The sequence below is a fragment of the Ekhidna sp. genome, from assembly GCF_965228795.1.
In the GTDB taxonomy this organism is placed as follows: Bacteria; Bacteroidota; Bacteroidia; order Cytophagales; family Cyclobacteriaceae; genus Ekhidna.
Window position 1 is genome coordinate 3,828,146 of record NZ_OZ245839.1, and the last position, 16,510, is coordinate 3,844,655.

19 protein-coding genes are annotated in these 16,510 nt (G+C 38.7%); 12 read left to right on the top strand and 7 right to left on the bottom strand.

The window, feature by feature from the left end:
* Window positions 1-13 precede the first annotated feature (13 nt).
* On the top strand, window positions 14-1,663 hold the full coding sequence (locus tag ACQK2H_RS17255) for a RagB/SusD family nutrient uptake outer membrane protein (RefSeq protein ID WP_425392624.1): 1,650 nt from the start codon (window positions 14-16) through the stop codon (window positions 1,661-1,663).
* 102 nt (window positions 1,664-1,765) lie between these two features.
* Here ACQK2H_RS17255 and ACQK2H_RS17260 read toward each other — a convergent pair whose 3' ends face one another.
* On the bottom strand, window positions 1,766-2,539 hold the full coding sequence (locus ACQK2H_RS17260; RefSeq protein WP_425392625.1) for a helix-turn-helix domain-containing protein: 774 nt from the start codon (window positions 2,537-2,539) through the stop codon (window positions 1,766-1,768).
* A 129-nt stretch (window positions 2,540-2,668) separates the two neighbouring features.
* A complete protein-coding gene (locus ACQK2H_RS17265; RefSeq protein ID WP_425392626.1) occupies window positions 2,669-3,130 on the bottom strand; it encodes a helix-turn-helix domain-containing protein in 462 nt (153 codons plus the stop codon).
* Between the two features lie 327 nt (window positions 3,131-3,457).
* Between ACQK2H_RS17265 and ACQK2H_RS17270 the strand changes: the two genes are divergently transcribed.
* The 4 genes from ACQK2H_RS17270 (at window position 3,458) to ACQK2H_RS17285 (ending at window position 6,152) form a co-directional block, all read left to right on the top strand.
* Entirely contained in the window at window positions 3,458-3,607 is a 150-nt protein-coding gene (locus tag ACQK2H_RS17270) for a hypothetical protein (RefSeq protein WP_425392627.1), read from the top strand.
* Between the two features lie 121 nt (window positions 3,608-3,728).
* A complete protein-coding gene (locus ACQK2H_RS17275) occupies window positions 3,729-4,316 on the top strand; it encodes an RNA polymerase sigma factor (RefSeq protein WP_425392628.1) in 588 nt (195 codons plus the stop codon).
* A complete protein-coding gene (locus ACQK2H_RS17280; protein ID WP_425392629.1) occupies window positions 4,297-5,004 on the top strand; it encodes a hypothetical protein in 708 nt (235 codons plus the stop codon). Before ACQK2H_RS17275 ends, ACQK2H_RS17280 begins: the two co-directional genes overlap by 20 nt.
* 11 nt (window positions 5,005-5,015) lie before the next feature.
* Window positions 5,016-6,152 carry a hypothetical protein gene (locus ACQK2H_RS17285; RefSeq protein WP_425392630.1) on the top strand — a complete coding sequence of 379 codons (1,137 nt, stop codon included), beginning with the start codon at window positions 5,016-5,018 and terminating at the stop codon, window positions 6,150-6,152.
* A 49-nt stretch (window positions 6,153-6,201) separates the two neighbouring features.
* Here the strand turns inward: ACQK2H_RS17285 and ACQK2H_RS17290 are convergent, their stop codons facing one another.
* Window positions 6,202-6,690 (bottom strand): hypothetical protein, encoded by a 489-nt coding sequence (locus ACQK2H_RS17290; protein ID WP_425392631.1) that lies wholly within the window; start codon window positions 6,688-6,690, stop codon window positions 6,202-6,204.
* Window positions 6,691-6,786: 96 nt separating this feature from the next.
* Here ACQK2H_RS17290 and ACQK2H_RS17295 point away from each other — a divergent pair, with 96 nt between their 5' ends.
* The 6 genes from ACQK2H_RS17295 to ACQK2H_RS17320 all read left to right on the top strand — a co-directional run bounded on the left by ACQK2H_RS17295 (window position 6,787) and on the right by ACQK2H_RS17320 (window position 12,055).
* A complete protein-coding gene (locus ACQK2H_RS17295) occupies window positions 6,787-7,722 on the top strand; it encodes an alpha/beta hydrolase (protein WP_425392632.1) in 936 nt (311 codons plus the stop codon).
* Between the two features lie 4 nt (window positions 7,723-7,726).
* Window positions 7,727-8,584: an SPFH domain-containing protein gene (locus ACQK2H_RS17300; RefSeq protein ID WP_425392633.1), complete on the top strand. Its 858-nt coding sequence runs from the start codon at window positions 7,727-7,729 to the stop codon at window positions 8,582-8,584.
* A gap of 2 nt (window positions 8,585-8,586) precedes the next feature.
* Window positions 8,587-8,739 (top strand): hypothetical protein, encoded by a 153-nt coding sequence (locus tag ACQK2H_RS17305; RefSeq protein WP_425392634.1) that lies wholly within the window; start codon window positions 8,587-8,589, stop codon window positions 8,737-8,739.
* 9 nt (window positions 8,740-8,748) lie between these two features.
* Window positions 8,749-9,258 (top strand): hypothetical protein, encoded by a 510-nt coding sequence (locus ACQK2H_RS17310; protein ID WP_425392635.1) that lies wholly within the window; start codon window positions 8,749-8,751, stop codon window positions 9,256-9,258.
* Window positions 9,251-9,409, top strand: coding sequence for an Arc family DNA binding domain-containing protein (locus ACQK2H_RS17315; protein WP_425392636.1), 159 nt, complete (start codon window positions 9,251-9,253; stop codon window positions 9,407-9,409). Before ACQK2H_RS17310 ends, ACQK2H_RS17315 begins: the two co-directional genes overlap by 8 nt.
* Window positions 9,410-9,835: 426 nt before the next feature.
* The gene (locus ACQK2H_RS17320; RefSeq protein WP_425392637.1) at window positions 9,836-12,055 is read left to right on the top strand and encodes a tetratricopeptide repeat-containing sensor histidine kinase; all 2,220 of its coding nucleotides are present in this window, start codon (window positions 9,836-9,838) and stop codon (window positions 12,053-12,055) included.
* Here the strand turns inward: ACQK2H_RS17320 and ACQK2H_RS17325 are convergent.
* The gene (locus ACQK2H_RS17325) at window positions 12,052-13,122 is read right to left on the bottom strand and encodes a 2Fe-2S iron-sulfur cluster-binding protein (protein ID WP_425392638.1); all 1,071 of its coding nucleotides are present in this window, start codon (window positions 13,120-13,122) and stop codon (window positions 12,052-12,054) included. The genes ACQK2H_RS17320 and ACQK2H_RS17325 overlap by 4 nt on opposite strands.
* A 131-nt stretch (window positions 13,123-13,253) precedes the next feature.
* Between ACQK2H_RS17325 and purB the strand changes: the two genes are divergently transcribed.
* Window positions 13,254-14,597, top strand: a complete 1,344-nt coding sequence (purB, locus tag ACQK2H_RS17330) for an adenylosuccinate lyase (RefSeq protein ID WP_425392639.1) — start codon at window positions 13,254-13,256, stop codon at window positions 14,595-14,597.
* A gap of 43 nt (window positions 14,598-14,640) precedes the next feature.
* Here purB and ACQK2H_RS17335 read toward each other — a convergent pair whose 3' ends face one another.
* The 3 genes from ACQK2H_RS17335 to pyrR all read right to left on the bottom strand — a co-directional run bounded on the left by ACQK2H_RS17335 (window position 14,641) and on the right by pyrR (window position 16,510).
* Entirely contained in the window at window positions 14,641-14,955 is a 315-nt protein-coding gene (locus ACQK2H_RS17335) for a hypothetical protein (protein WP_425392640.1), read from the bottom strand.
* Between the two features lie 92 nt (window positions 14,956-15,047).
* Complete coding sequence (locus ACQK2H_RS17340) at window positions 15,048-15,971, bottom strand: aspartate carbamoyltransferase catalytic subunit (RefSeq protein WP_425392641.1); 924 nt, start codon at window positions 15,969-15,971, stop codon at window positions 15,048-15,050.
* Window positions 15,968-16,510: a bifunctional pyr operon transcriptional regulator/uracil phosphoribosyltransferase PyrR gene (gene pyrR / locus ACQK2H_RS17345; protein WP_425392642.1), complete on the bottom strand. Its 543-nt coding sequence runs from the start codon at window positions 16,508-16,510 to the stop codon at window positions 15,968-15,970. Before pyrR ends, ACQK2H_RS17340 begins: the two co-directional genes overlap by 4 nt.

Sequence of the window (16,510 nt, forward strand, 5' to 3'; positions counted from 1 at the left end):
AAAAATATTTATTATGTCATATAAATTAAAAACTTCGTTTTTGGTGTTTTTTATATTCTTTCTTACATCGTGTGATGAGGATTTTCTAGAAAGAACACCAACGGATGCAATCTCAGCAGCTGATGCACTTGCCAGTGTTGAGAATATGCAGCTTGTACTCAATGGTATACATAGGGGATTGTACTCTCAATCTCAGACAGTTTTTCCTGGTGGTAATACAGCTAGAGCTAATAATCACTACTGGGTACCAATGGGAGATAATTTGGTAGGAATACTTATTCATTCGGCCAATGCAAATAATCTAAGCTGGAGGGATGTCATGCAATGGAATGAACATACTGTACCTACTTCACTTACTGTAGAGTTAATGTGGTACCATAGATACAATATCATTGCGCATGCGAATCTTTTGATAAATGGTGTGGCAGAAGGTGGTTTTACGGAAACTCCTGAACTCAATGAGATTTTAGGCCAAGCCTATGCTTATAGAGCTTACGCATATTTATCATTGGTTCAACATTTTGCAAGAGGATACTTAATTGGTAATCCAAGCACAGACCCAGGAGTTCCGTTGTTGTTTTCTTCAGATGCACCTTTTACTAGTCAACCAAGATCAACGGTACAGGAAATCTATGATCAGGTTGAATCAGATTTGAATGCAGCTATTACTGCTTTTGGATCAGGTACAGGGAGAACTGGTTCTGGTAGAGCAGCCAAATCTCAATTGAATATTAATGTCGCGCATGGATTGATGGCGAGAATGGCATTATCGCAAGGAAGATGGACACTTGCTGCTTCATCCGCAATAGAAGCCAGAAGTGGATTTCCATTGATGGATGAGACCGCATGGCTCAGTGGATTTAATAGTAATGACCTTTCCGAATTTATCTGGGGAAGTAACGTGATAGCAGCAGAGACCACATTCTTCCGCTCTTATTTCTATTTGGCAAGCAATACCTTCAACGGTAGCCAGATAAGAAATAATCCTAAAATAGCAGATAGAAGAATGGTTGATGCCATACCTGCTTCTGATTATAGAGGGCAAGTATTTGAAGTCGATGCACCAAATTCCAATACTTCAGCAGCGAATGGTGAAGGCGGTTGGGCAAACAATACCAATCCTTTATATACAACCGAAGCTGAGTTTGATGATGCAGTAGCTGCATTAAAAGCAAAATACGGTCTTGCATCAGGACATAATACACATCCTTACCAAGCTTTTAAGTTAAAGCAGGCAAATCCTGGGACTATAGATCCAGATGATGTGGTTTATATGCGTTCCGCAGAGATGTATCTAATTGAAGCAGAGGCAGAGGCTATGCAAGGGAACATCGGTGCAGCCCAAGCTGCATTGCAAGCGTTAGTTGGCACGAGGGATTCAGCATATGATGCAACTGCCTTTTCAACACAAGCTGACCTAATGGATGAAATCAAGTTTCAGTGGCATTTGGAAATGTGGGGAGAGGGTTTCGGATATACCAATTACATTCGATGGGATGATGGTGTAGATCACGCAGCAAATGGTGGTTCAGGTGCATCTCAAGTCTTATATCAAGATGGATGGCAAATAGCAAGTCCATCGACTAATGATGATTGGATCTTCAAGATTCCTCAGGCTGAGATCGACGCAAATCCAAATCTTTCGTCTTCTGATCAGAATTGATAACAAAGAAGTAATTAATGCAAAAGCTGTCTCAAAAGAGGCAGCTTTTGTTGTTTAAAGTGTGTTATGGAGCTTTATCACAGGATTTTAATCTAAAACTACTTACCTGTAATTGCAGAAATATTTTTTTGGGCTTGTATCAAGGAAATACTTAAAATCTTTTATGAGATGTGATTGATCATAATATCCACATTGATAGGTTAGTTCGGTAAAGCTTTGATCCGAGTTATTATAATATAGATTGATAAAGCAATTAATCTTTTCAATTTTACAGAACTCCTTTGGCGTTAAGCCAATTTCTCTATTGAAATGCTGCTCCAGCTTGGATTTACTTACATTCAAAGATTTATAAATCTCTTTAACAGAAATTGTGCCACATGAATGCCTAATTCTATCAATGGATTCTAAAATTGTGAGATTGTAATCGAACCAATCAATGCCAGACACACAAATATCACGTATCAAATCACTAGCCTCATAAACGTCAGCATTATGATATGATTCAATTAGTTTGCTACAGAGCTCACTAGAAATTGAGAACTCAAAAATTCCATTTGATGTTTCCGCAAGACTTTCAGATATTTTTTTTGAATAAATGGGATTCACCTTTAAAATCAGGCATTTCATTCCATTAGTAAGGTTCACCTCAGCCCCTCTCCTTCTTGGCATCATAAAATACCCCTTCCCCTTTTCAATAATAAGCGGTCGAATACTACCTAAAGATTTAAAACTCATCTTACCGGTCAAAGCAATGTAGATTTCTGCTTTATTATCCGGCACCATCATAATTTCTTGATTTGCATCCTTAATTCGCAGTAGCTGAATTTCGTCAACTATTGCATATTCTTCTTTTAGTCCTAGTTCTTGAGTATACATATAGGTGATTGTTGTTTCAGCCTACAACGTGTTTAAAGGTCCTATCACCTATCCATTGTCTGCCGTTGTTGTAAATAATCGCGATTGTTTATATTAAAAATCCTGTCATACCATTAATTGAAAGCTTTTTTAAGATGATTGTTTTAATGCTCTAAATTCTGTTGGAGACATTCCTGTACAGCTCTTAAAAGCATTATAGAATGAAACTTTATTAGCGAATCCGCAATCTTCTGCAATTGCCTCGATTGTATAATGATCGAATTGTCCTCCAATCAATATTTCCTTCGCATACTCTATTCTGAAAGAGTTAATAAACTTGTTAAAGTTTCCATTTCCATACTTGTTTATTGAGCGGGATAGCTGCCTTTCATTACAAGAAAGTTCACTAGCCAAATTGGACAGTTTCAAGTTCTTATTTAAGAAGTACTTTTCACTTTGGATTAAATCAATCGTCTTATTAAAAATCACCTCTAATTCATGTTCGTCTACTTCCCTGTTAGCAACTTGAGTGTGCTTTAGTCTGAAGCGGGTATACCAAATCAAGGCTATTCCTAATAATGTCATGCCTATGGCAATCATAATCCAATTCATTTTGAGTCCTTTTTATACAACAAGTAATGGAGCTAACAACCCTCATTGGTGAGCAACAATCTTCTTTTTTACAGTTGATTAGTTTCAGCCTTTTTTACAATCTTCGGCATATACCCTGCTCTAATCTTGTATTCCTCTTCATACTCAATAGGGGGGTACCGGGTTGCTATCTGGCCCCTCTTTTATATAAGTGGTCAAATAGACTTATAGAATTATTCCAAGATTAGCATTTCATAATTCAGTGTTATTTTGAACTTAATAACATCTTGTACATTTTTTTCGTTAAAAAATGTAGATTTACTTAATCAATCAGCTAAACTGTCAATCATGGAAAAGAAAAAGAAAAGGGACAACTGGCTAAACTTCAAAAACATCATTCATTATGCTTTTGATGACATGTGGACAAGCATGTGGCGCTTTCTCTTAAAAAGGCAGAATCGTTTCCATAGGCATCACGCTCATCATGAAAATGATTGAGCTTAACAAAAAAGACTTTTTAAAAAGCTGGCTATATGTCAGCTTTTTTTGTTTTTAAATAATTTCACCCTCACGCAACCATTAGCTGAATAGCTGCATCTACCCCATGAAGGTCAAAACCATGCTGCGAATTAATAAGTCACTAACCGAAGAAGAATTGCTTGAAGGCTGCCGAAAAGGCAAAGCCTCAGCACAGCGTGGTATGTATGACAGATTGGCTCCTAAAATGTTAGGGGTTTGCCTCAGATACATCAAAGACCGTGAAGAAGCGGAACACGTAATGATCGGAGGCATAGTAAAAGTATTTGACAAACTGGATCAGTTTAAAAGCGAAGGAAGCTTTGAGGGTTGGGTGCGTAGAATTATTGTCAATGATTGCCTGATGTATATCCGAAAAAACCGGAATATGTCATTGCAAACAGACATTGAAACTGCATCAAACAATCCGAACCTGAGCGTAATGGAAGATTCATTAAGACAAGAAGATCTTCTGAAACTGATAAATGAACTCCCTGTTGGGTATAGGACAGTTTTTAACCTTTATGCAATAGAGGGATATAATCACGCAGAGATTGCGAAGCAACTGGATATCAGTGAAAACACTTCAAAATCTCAGTTGAGCAGAGCCAGAAAATGGTTGCAAGCAAGACTTGCAGAAATTGAAAATGAACTAGAAAACAAGATTACCAATGGATCAACAAAACATTGATCGGTTATTTAGAGAGAAGCTAGACCAGCTAGAGGTTACACCTTCTAGCAACGCATGGTCTCAGGTTGAAAAACAAATTCGACCTCAAAAAACACCTGTAATTTATTGGGTGGCTGCTTCAGTATCGTTATTGCTAATATCATGGATGGTGTGGCCTGAAGCTCCTTCTCAGACTCAATCATTTAGTCCAATTGCATCAGGCATTGATCACCCTGTGCAATCTGAGATGCCTGAATTTGTAATCCCAACCATAAAAGATAGAAAGAAAGAGGAAGTGCAAAAGCAAATAAAAGCACTTCAAAAACGTCAACCGGTTCAGCCTCAATTCGCTAAAAATGAACCACAGGAAGTCTTGAAAGATCCGGTGGTAGAAATGCCAGTAATTGATGTCGAATCAAAAACCATGGTGGCCATAGAGGATGTTGATAATCCTGACATTTTGGAAGGTGTGAAAGGGACTGTGGAAAAGCCGGCTTTTAGACAAGTGAAAATCACTTATATCGCTTCATCAAGCAGTGCAGATGCAAGCGCAAGTACTCAAAAAACTGATTCTACAGGGGTGATTAAGAAGTTTATCGCTTTTGCAGAAAAAATAGACCCGGGAGATGTGTTGGCCGACATTAAAACGGCTAAAGACAATCTACTAAATGGTGGATTGAAAAGTAAAAAGGACAGAAACTCATTATAAAAAGGACGGACATGAAAAATCAAATGAAAATAGAAACACGGATGAAATCAATAGTAGCCATACTGATGCTTGCACTCATATTTCCTGCGGCAGCATTTAGTGACACTGACCCTAAGCAGGATACTGTAATCATCGAACTGGATAGTAACAGTAAGATCGTAATCATTACAAAGAATAGGTCAGACTTAGCATCCTTAGAGAATTATGACATCAATCAAATGATCAAAGATCTAAATGCTCAATTGTCAGACAGTGTTGAGTATCTTGAAATAAGTGACGGAAAAGCTTACGTTAATGACGATGATGAAGTGGAAATGAAGGACTGGAAAATCAATGATGATGAAGTGAGGATTAAACTTGGTGGTGTAGAAGTGGATGTAGATCCTGATGAAGTAGATGACTGGGATGATGATGATTGGAATGATCGCAAAAAAGTCACTTATGAAGCAGGTCGAGCTGACAGGACCACTCATCACTTTAACATAGATATTGGTTTGAATAACTGGCTGGAGGATGGTACATTCCCGGATGCTAACAATTCTCCATATTCGATAAAACCTTTCGGTTCGTGGTATGTCGGGCTTAACAGCACAAATAGAACCTGGGTTGGCGGGCCACTATTCCTTGAGTGGGGACTTGGAATCAACTGGTACAACTGGAAGCTGGAAGACACTGACTATATCATAGAAGAAGGTTCTGAAAGAATTGAATTTAATGAAGTACCTAACACAATTAACGGACAAAAAAGCAAGCTTACAGCTTCGTACATCAATGCCACAGTGGTACCAATGTTTGACTTTTCCAGAGGTAGAAGAAAGATCACCAGTATTGAATCAGGAGGTGTAAGGATCAAGAAATACTCAAGAAAAGGATTCCGCTTTGGAGTTGGCGGATATGCGGGATACCGTATTGGAAGCCATACCAAATACAAATTCAAGGAAAATGGCAGCAATGAAAAAGACAAAGAGCGAGATAACTTCTTCCTGGAAAACTTTCGTTACGGAATAAGAGCTCAAGTCGGTTGGAAAGGTGTAGAACTATTTGCAACCTATGATCTAAACGAAGTATTCTCTCCAAATCGCGGACCTTTAAACGCTGATAATCAAAGTGCCGCTCTAAATGCGGTAAGTTTCGGAATAACGCTGTAATTATCACTTAGAACCAGAATGAAAGCACTGCAATTCGGCAGTGCTTTTTTTATGCGCTTTCATGCAAAGCTTTTCTGTCATTTTTGGTGAGTCGCATATCGCGAACGATTTTATCTTCAGAGGGTCGTAGAAACGAAAATTGCACGAGTATCAATAGATAAGCAATAACAAAAATAAAAGAAGGTTGAACCCACATTGCGAAGGAAGCAATCGCTCCGCCAAGAGCCAACAAGGCATACTTAAATAGATTTTTCTTTCTAAACTCTTTTAGTTTTTCCAACAAGTCAAGACCGTCAATAAGGTCATATTGAACCTTCCCACCTTTCCAAGCATACCAAGATAGATAACCAATAATCCAAAGTGATTGAATGACCAGGATAAATAACAAACTGGAATAATCTACGGGCGCTACCAAACTCTCAGAATCCCACTGCAAAAAAAGAAGCGCAAAAGGCACCAAAGTAATGGCAATGATCCCATGATAAATCTGGTAAATCTGATGGTGATAATCCTTCCAGCTAAAGTCCTCTTTATTCATAATGCAAAGGAATGAAATTATTAACTCATAACCATTTTGATAATAATGTCGTATATTACTATGATATCATTTTAATATCACCTAATATTATAACACATGAAACGATTAATTATACCTTTAATATTCTTTCTCAGCCTTTCGACTACTGCTCAGCAACCCAATGAGAAGCAGGTAGAAATAGGAGATCTAAAGGGTACATTGACTACTCCTAAGATAAAGACAGACACTGCCATCCTGATAATTGCCGGATCCGGTCCAACAGATCGAAATGGTAATAGTGCAATGGGACTTAATAATAATTCATTAAAAATGCTTGCAACCGAGCTAACCCAAGCCGGTTATGCAGTGCTTAGATATGACAAAAGAGGCATTGCGGAAAGCAGTGAAGCGGTATCAGATCAGCAAGATTTGAGGTTTGAACATTTTGTAGAAGATGCGGTAAGATGGCTTTCTAAACTCAAAGAAGAAGGATATAACAAATTAATAGTTGCAGGACATAGTCAGGGATCCTTAGTTGGGATGTTGGCAGCTCAAAATGCAGAAGATGTCATTGCATTCATTTCCATTTCAGGACTCAGTGAGGATGCCGGTGAAGCAATAGTTAGACAACTTGGTAGCCAGTCTCCTGCTTTAGCTGAAGATGCCCGAATAAATATCGACTCAATGAAGGCTGGACATACGGTAAAGAAATTTAACCCATACCTTATTTCAATTTTCGGTCCTGCTATTCAGCCATTTCTGAAATCATATATTTCATATAATCCTACAGAAGAGTTAAAAAAACTTGGAGTGCCAGTGCTTCTTATCAATGGGACCAAGGACTTGCAAATTGGAGTGGATCAGGCGGAAGCACTCAAGGATGCTTATCCAAATGCAAATCTTTTGATCATTGAGGATATGAATCATGTCCTAAAGAGCATCGCTTCAGATGATGTGGCGTTAAATGCGGCCGCATACAATAATCCTGAATTACCACTAAGTGAAAATTTAGTCTCAGGAATCGTTCAATTCATTCAAAACCTTAACAAATAAAATCATGCAATCACAAGAAAAAACGTATACCCCCGCCTCCGGCTACCTTGGCTTGTTTGTCAATGTGGTCATACTAGGAGCTGCCATCGCTATGATTGGCATCACAGACAATCCGGTTTGGACTCTGCTTTTTCTACCATGGATATTAATGATACCCGGATTCTTTTACGTCAACCCAAATGGATCCAGAGTGTTGGTTCTATTTGGTAAGTATATCGGTACAGTGAAAAAAAACGGGTTCTATTGGGTGAATCCTTTTTATGCAAAGAAAAAGATCAGTCTCCGGGCCAGAAACTTTGATAGTGAGCGAATCAAAGTAAATGACAGCATTGGCAATCCGATAATGATCTCAGTGATCCTGGTATGGCGCGTAAGAGATACCTTTTCAGCAGCATTTGAGGTCGACGACTATGAAAATTTCGTTAGGGTACAGACAGATGCAGCAGTAAGAAAGCTTGCAGGTACTTATCCATATGACAACTTTGATGATGAGCAAGCTGAGGTAACGCTAAGATCCGGCATTAAAGAAGTAAACGAGGATCTTGAAAAAGAGCTGGATGAGAGACTTGCTATCGCGGGTATTGAAATATTGGAAGCTAGAATAGGCTACCTGGCTTATGCTCAAGAGATAGCAAGCGCAATGCTGAGAAGACAGCAAGCGACAGCTATAGTGGCAGCAAGGCATAAGATTGTAGAAGGTGCAGTCAGCATGGTAGAAATGGCTCTGGATCAGCTGAAAGAGAAAGATGTAATTGATCTGGATGATGAAAGACGAGCTGCTATGGTCAGCAATCTTATGGTTGTCTTATGTGCAGACAAAGATGTTTCACCGGTTGTTAATTCAGGAACCCTAAATCACTAATCATGAATAACTATAAGTTTTTAAAGCAAAAAGCATTTGAAAAAGTGGAACGCTTCGAGAAAAGAATGCAGGAGTCTATGAGTCAGGGATGGAAGGTCAATAGCTTCACCTCTGACCATGGTTCGTTGGTAGTATTGCTTGAAAGAGAACGATAATATTATGTCATGAAAGGAAAAATTCAATTCAAAGAAGAACAGAGTTTTATAGGAACATGGATGTTTTACCTGGTGATCGGCATTACTACGCTTTCTTTTATAGGTGCATCAATAACCATTTGGTTAAATGAAACCAAAGAAGAGGGTATCATTGGGTTAATCATTGCCGGAGTTGTATGCGGTGGAGTTGTCGTATTATTTATTTATTCTAAGTTATACGTCACCATAGATGATCGTGCCATTTATTATAGATATCCGCCTTTTGTCAATTCCGAACATAAACTCACCCAGACAGACATTAAAGAAGTATATGTCAGAGAGTATAACCCGATTTGGGAATATGGAGGATGGGGGTATCGAATAAGGCCCGGTAAAGGAAGAGCACTGAATGTCTCCGGTAATCAAGGGCTTCAATTAGAATTATCAAATGGCAAAAAGATCCTTTTAGGCACTCAAAAACCAGAGGCAATGAAGCAGGCAGTGAGGAGATTGAAAGAAAATTGGGGATTAGATGGCTAAGAAAAAACCATTTGCGCTACGGTTAAATGAAGACACTATGAAAGCCCTGGAGAAATGGGCAGCAGACGAATTTCGCTCTACCAACGGCCAGATTGAGTGGATTATTCATAAAGCATTAAAGGAAAATGGAAAACTAAAAAAAGAAGAGTAATTACTTTAGTAATATGAGCAAATTCATGTGTCCAAATTGCCAAAGTAAGCTCTCACTTACCCGACTGATTTTTAAGCAAAACAAGCCTTTCAAGTGTTTAAGTTGCGATTCAAAGCTCATTTTAGATAAAATTCAATATCAGACCTTTGGGGCATGGATTGGTGGATCAGTTGGAGCTTTGGGTACTTTTACCGCACTAGTCCTGCTCAGGAATTACAACTTAGTCATTAAGTTTTTAGGCCTATTAATTATTAGCATAATTATTCTAGCCCTTGGCACATATATCTTCAAACAAAATGCAAAAGTGATTTCAATTAATTGATCGATTAATATCCTTCATTGATAGCATAAGTACATTCAAATAGGGGAAACATTTCTTTCCAGTTTATCAAAAGTTTATATTTGGATGACTGGCTATTTTCAAAAATGTATAAAATCAACCTCCTATTTGCTTTATGCGCACTTTCTATTCCGTTGTTAGGACAAGTATCCACTATAGATAGTCTACGCACCGAAATAACCAATTCGGATTACGATACAACTAAGATCAGCTTATTAATAGATTTAGCTTACGAACTAAATGATTCCAGCAGTCTCGATGTAGCCAGAGAAGCCTTCCAACTGGGAAAAAATGTTACTTTTCCTAAATATCGTGGAAGATCAGAGGCCGTATACGGACTATTTCTATCTAGCTATAACCTTGATTCAGGTCTTTTTTACATAACCCAAGGTGCCAATAGATACCTAGAAAATGATCTCACAAGTAGAGCTGCTAATGCTTTTTATATCAAGGGAATCTTGCAAGAAGTCAATGAACTCACTGACGAAGCAGTACGCTCCTATGAAAAAACGGTAGAAATAAGTGAAGCAAACGATCATTTTAAAGAGTTGGGAGATGCAGCCTATGCCCTGGCCAATATTTATAACATAAGAGGAAGAAACGTCGAAGCGCTTGAGCTTGCTCTTAAAGCAAAGGATGCATTCCAAAATGGTGAATTCACCCGTGAAATCGGACAGACCTTGAATCAAATAGGTATTATATATGATCAGAAAGGATTATACTCTGAGGCCCTTGAAAACTACCTTCAGGCAAGAGATATTGCCATCCAAACTAAAGACATTAACGGAGAGATTTTAATCAACAATAACATGGGGGTCATTTATGATAACATGAATGACTCTGACAAAGCGCTACAATACTACGGAGATGCACTTGAAAAAGCCCGTATAAATGGCCTTGAAGATAGCGAAGCGACTCTTTTAAATAACCTTTCCTATATCCACTTAAAAAATGGAGATACTTCACAGGCTATATCTTTACTAAAGCGTTCATTAGATATTGACCTTTCAGAGATTTATCCGTGCTTTGAAAGCTACCCTCTCGAAGGTCTTGGATCAATATTTATTGCTCAGGGAAAGGTTGACTCGGCTGAATATCTGCTGAAAAAATCACTGGAGCGAGGAATAAAATGTGAAGATGTGGCTGTCCTATCATCTGTTTATAAGGATTTAGGAATGCTTTATGCTAAAATCGGTCAAAACAACAAAGCAAAAGAGGCCTTTAGAAAAGCGCTGGATGTTAGCTCAACATCTAATCTGATTGTAGAAACAAAAGAGATACTTTACGAACTGTATAAGTTTTACAAAAAGAATAACAACACCACCCTGGCGATGGATTATTTGGAGTCTTATCAAACACTCGTTGACTCCATTTATGAGGCTAAAAACGTAGAAAAAGCTACGCAACTAGCCGCTGAATACGATTTCAGAAAACAGGTCGCTGAAATGGAAAATGAGCGACTTCAGTCTGAGCAAAAACTGGCACAAGAGATTGAGGCAAAGAAGAGTGAAAACCGATTGATTTTACTAGCCCTGGTATTATTCTTTTTATTGGCAATTTCTCTGGGCAGGTCATACTACGTAATCCAGAAAAGAAACAAGAAACTCCGCTGGCTCAATGATGAAAAGAACAAACTAATGGGGATTGTTGCCCATGATCTTCGGAATCCCTTAAACATGATTATCGGGCTCATTCCATTATTTAAAGATCATTTAAGCCAGAACAAAGATCCACACCTGGAAAAATATGTAGAGCTCATGGAGGCTTCCTCTGAGCGTATGCGAGATATGATTGACCGGGTGCTTGATATCAGTGCTATTGAAAACATGAAAGTCAATCTCAAACTTGAGAAAACCGACCTTACCACTCTTACTTATGAGTCTATCCATAATTTTGACGTGATTGCTGCTCAAAAGAAGATCAAAATCGTAGATGATATTGACAAATCTGAGGAGCGATTCTCAGTTGTAGACCCGAATTATCTGGTGCAGGTTATTGATAATCTTCTTTCAAATGCAATCAAATTTTCAGATAAAGGAAAACAAATAGAAGTCTCTCTCATATCTGAAAATGAACACTACGAAATTAAAGTGAAAGACGAGGGGCCTGGAATTCCAGAGAAAGATCAAAAAAACCTATTCAAAGCGTATACCACACTAAGTTCGAAACCCACCGGTCAAGAACGCTCAACCGGATTAGGTCTATCAATCGCTTATAAATTCATCAAAGCAATGGGAGGAGAAATTAAAGTGGATAGTACGCCCGGTGAGGGCACCTCTTTCAATCTAAGATTTAAAAAAGCTTAACCGATTTCTACTCGAACCCTATCAGTAAGTGGTTTCCCTACACATGTAAGTACGTATCCGTCATCAAGTTCCTCTTGGGAGAGTCCTTCTGCCTCATCTATACTAATTTGACCTTCCACACACTTTCCTCGACAAGCGGTACACAACCCACTCTGGCAAGAATATGGCATATCCAGATCGTTATCAAGAGCAGTTTCCAAGATGGCGGCACTCTTTTTCATCGTAATTGAGTACTCCTCGCCATCTAATAAAATGGTTACCTCACTTTCCGTGGTGTCCTTATCAATAATTTCAGTAGGTGAAGTTTTACCGGCTTCAAAACTTTCCATTCTGATTTTTCCTGCCTTCACTCCTATTTTATCCAGACCTTCAGAAACAACATCCATCATTGGCTGTGGTCCACATATATAGTATTCGGTTTTGTCACTTACTTTAATTGCCTTACAGATATCCCCTATCATATTTGGGGTAGGTCTACCCTGATATTCTGCCTCACCTTCTTCCAAAATGTGTATAGCTCTAAACCTTGCAGGATATTTCTGCTCTAGTTCAGCGATCAATTCTTTAAAAATGACATACTCTTCTTTCCTATTCCCGTAGATAAGTGTTGTCTTACTATTTGATTCTTTAAGAAGTATTGAGCGAATAATTGACATCAATGGAGTTATACCACTTCCTCCTCCGAAGAACACAGCATCTCTATTATTTCCCTCGTCATAGGCAGTCGTAAACATACCCATCGGTTCCATGATCTGTATTTGATCACCTGCCTTGGCATGATCATTCAAATCATTCGACATGGCCCCTCCATCCACTCGCTTAACCGTAACAGCCGGATTTTCATCTTCAAATGGCGTTGTACATAGAGAGTATGCTCTTCTTATTTTTTTTCCGTTCACATCTTTAATCAATGTGATAAACTGTCCCGGCTCATATTCAAACGACTCTGGTTTTTCAAAAACAAGATTTACAGCATCCTTTGCCACGTTGACAACTTCCTTGATCGTCAGCATTTGATACCTATCGTCTTTTTGTTTTTTCTTTTTCTTGAATAATGAGAATGCCATAATTTGAATTTTAAGGGCGCAAAGATAGTTCTCGAATCAAGTCAAGCAAAGCAAACTTGATTTATCAATCAACTTCGGCAAGTAAACATGATGAGGTACTTTTGTGTTCGTTTTTACAATCACATATTTGAATGAATTTTAATCCACTTGAAGGGATCTCCCCTATCGACGGAAGATATAGATCTAAAGTATCACTACTTTCTGATTATTTCTCTGAAAAAGCATTAATCCAATACCGGGTCAAGGTAGAGGTGCTGTATTTTATCGCATTATATGAAAGTGGCATCCCACAATTAGCCGCCTACAATGCAGACAAGAATGAAGCCTTGAAAAAGATCTACGAGACGTTTTCACTGGAAGATGCAGAGGCAATCAAAGAAATTGAGAAAACGACCAACCATGATGTAAAAGCGGTTGAATATTTTCTAAAGGAAAAATTTGATGAGTTAGGTCTTTCAGATTTTAAAGAATTCATTCACTTTGGACTGACCTCCCAGGATATCAACAACACCTCCATACCTCTTTCACTAAAAGAAGCCCTAAATGAGGTGTTTGTACCAAAATTATTGAGTCTGGTATCATCTCTGGAAAGTAAATCGGATGAGTGGAGTGAAATACCAATGTTGGCAAAGACACATGGACAGCCGGCCTCACCGACCAGATTAGGCAAAGAAATAAATGTATTTGCAGTTAGGCTTAAAGAGCAACTCGACCTTTTGAATCAGGTGCCATTTGCAGCGAAGTTTGGTGGCGCCACAGGTAATTTTAATGCGCATACAGTGGCATATCCTAATTACGACTGGCATGCGTTTGGTGATCAGTTTGTGAAAGAAAAACTGGGACTTAAAAGAAGTCACCCTACCACACAAATCGAGCATTACGATCACTTAGCCGCATTGTTTGATGCCTTAAAGCGGATAAATACCATCTTGATTGATTTTTCAAGGGATGTGTGGCAATACATCTCCATGAATTATTTCACTCAAACCATCGCTAAAAATGAGGTGGGTTCATCAGCTATGCCTCATAAGGTCAACCCAATTGACTTTGAGAATGCAGAAGGTAATCTCGGAATGGCTAACGCGATTTTTGAACATCTGAGTGCCAAATTACCTATTTCAAGGCTGCAAAGAGATTTAACAGACTCGACTGTTTTGAGAAATATCGGTACTCCAATCGCCCATTCATTCATTGCCATTCTTTCGCTGGAAAAGGGACTTTCTAAAATCCATGCGAATGAAAAAGCCATTCGTGCTGACCTTGAAGAGAACTGGGCGGTAGTTGCAGAAGCCATTCAAACCATATTGAGGAGGGAAGGCTATCCTAAACCTTATGAAGCATTAAAGGCATTAACACGAACCAATGAAGCCATCACCCAAGAATCCATTAGTGTATTCATTGACGGCTTGAATGTATCGGAAGAAGTTAAGGCAGAACTCAAGGTGATTACACCGTATAACTACACAGGGAAATAACAACTATATCTGTTCAACACAAATTTTGATCAAGATTCCATTTTTACTCACCAGCGGTAGACATGTATGTCCCATCGACAAGTAATTCTATTTTAATGCCATCCGAAACCAGTGCTTCGTTTCCATTTTCTGTTACGGTAACCTTAATCGGCACAATCGGATTTAAAGATTTGAATTGAGCTTCAAGCCTTTTATCATCAATTTCTAAATAGTACGGTGTTTTAAATGTTTCAGCGCTAGACCCACTCGTTATCATCTCAAACTGAACAGGTGATTCAGCAGTAACACTCATTTCTCTGCTCACTTTTTGACCACAAGAAACCAGCAAAATGCATAGCATTGGTAAAATTCGTATCATTCGATTACAGGTTAGTTATTTGCAAAATAAAAATAAAACACAAATAATAAACTTACGAAAAATAATTTCAGATTAGTGTCAAATCTTTTGAACTAGGCCACACCTGCTAAAAGATAAAGCACGGCCATTCTTACTGCTACCCCATTTTCAACCTGCTGTAGAATGATCGAGTGCTCAGAGTCAGCTACATCGCTGGTTATTTCCACACCACGATTAATTGGCCCGGGATGCATAATGGTGATTTCTTTATTCAAGGAATCAAGCAGTTGCTTGTTTACTCCAAAATACTGAGAATATTCTCTAAGCGAAGGAAAGTATCTCATCTGTTGTCGTTCAAGCTGAATTCGTAGAATATTCGCTATATCACACCACTCAAGTGCTTTTCTAATGCTTGTTTCCACTTTAACTCCCAACTCTCCAATGTGCTTGGGTAATAGTGTGGCGGGCCCACAAACCATCACTTCAGCACCCAGCGTTTGAAGAGCAAAAATGTTTGATAGTGCCACTCTCGAGTGAAGAATATCTCCTACGATTACGACTTTCTTTCCCTCTACCGCACCGCATTTTTCCTGTATTGAAAAGGTATCTAACAGTGCCTGTGTGGGGTGCTCGTGCGTTCCATCTCCTGCATTAATGATATTAGCATCAATATGTTTTGAGAGAAAGTGTGGAGCTCCGGGGCTGGAGTGTCTCATCACCACCATGTCTACCTTCATCGCCAAAATGTTATTGACGGTATCTAGTAGAGTCTCACCCTTTTTAACAGAACTACCTGAAGCTGAAAAATTGACAACATCTGCGGATAGTCTCTTCTCCGCCAGCTCAAAAGATAGCTTAGTACGGGTCGAGTTCTCAAAGAATATGTTAGCAACCGTGACATCCCTCAAGGAAGGTACCTTTTTAATCGGCCGGTTAATTACTTCTTTAAAATTGGTTGCGGTTTGAAAAATGAGTTCTATTTCCTCTCTATCAAGGTTTTTAATTCCAAGTAGATGTTTTGTTTTTAGTTGACTCATTCTTCTTTTGTGATTAACCAAATACGATCTTCAGTTTGCTTGGCATCCAATTCTACCAATACTTTTTGCGATTGAATGGTATTTACTTTTCTCCCAACATAGTTAGCCTCTACCGGGATATGCCTACTATACAATCGATCAATGAGCACCAGTAATTCCACCTTAGCCGGCCTCCCGAAAGTATTCATAGCATCAAGAGCTGCTCGCACTGTTCGCCCGGTGAATAACACATCATCCACCAGGATTACATTTTTATTTTCTATCAAAAATGGAATTTTTGTCTGACTCGGAGTGATGGGTTCGTCTCTTCTCCTAAAGTCATCTCTATGAAAAGTAGTATCTAAATATCCCAGGTGGATATCTTTCTTGATTAGTTTTTCCAGCTGTGTTTTAACACGTTCAGCCAGAAATATCCCTCGCGGTTGCATCCCTATGATTACCGACTGGGAAAAATCTTCATGAACTTCAATGAGTTGTTGGCACAATCGGCTGATCGTGACTTTTAGGAGTGGGCTATCGAAAAGCAGTCGCTTTTGCAT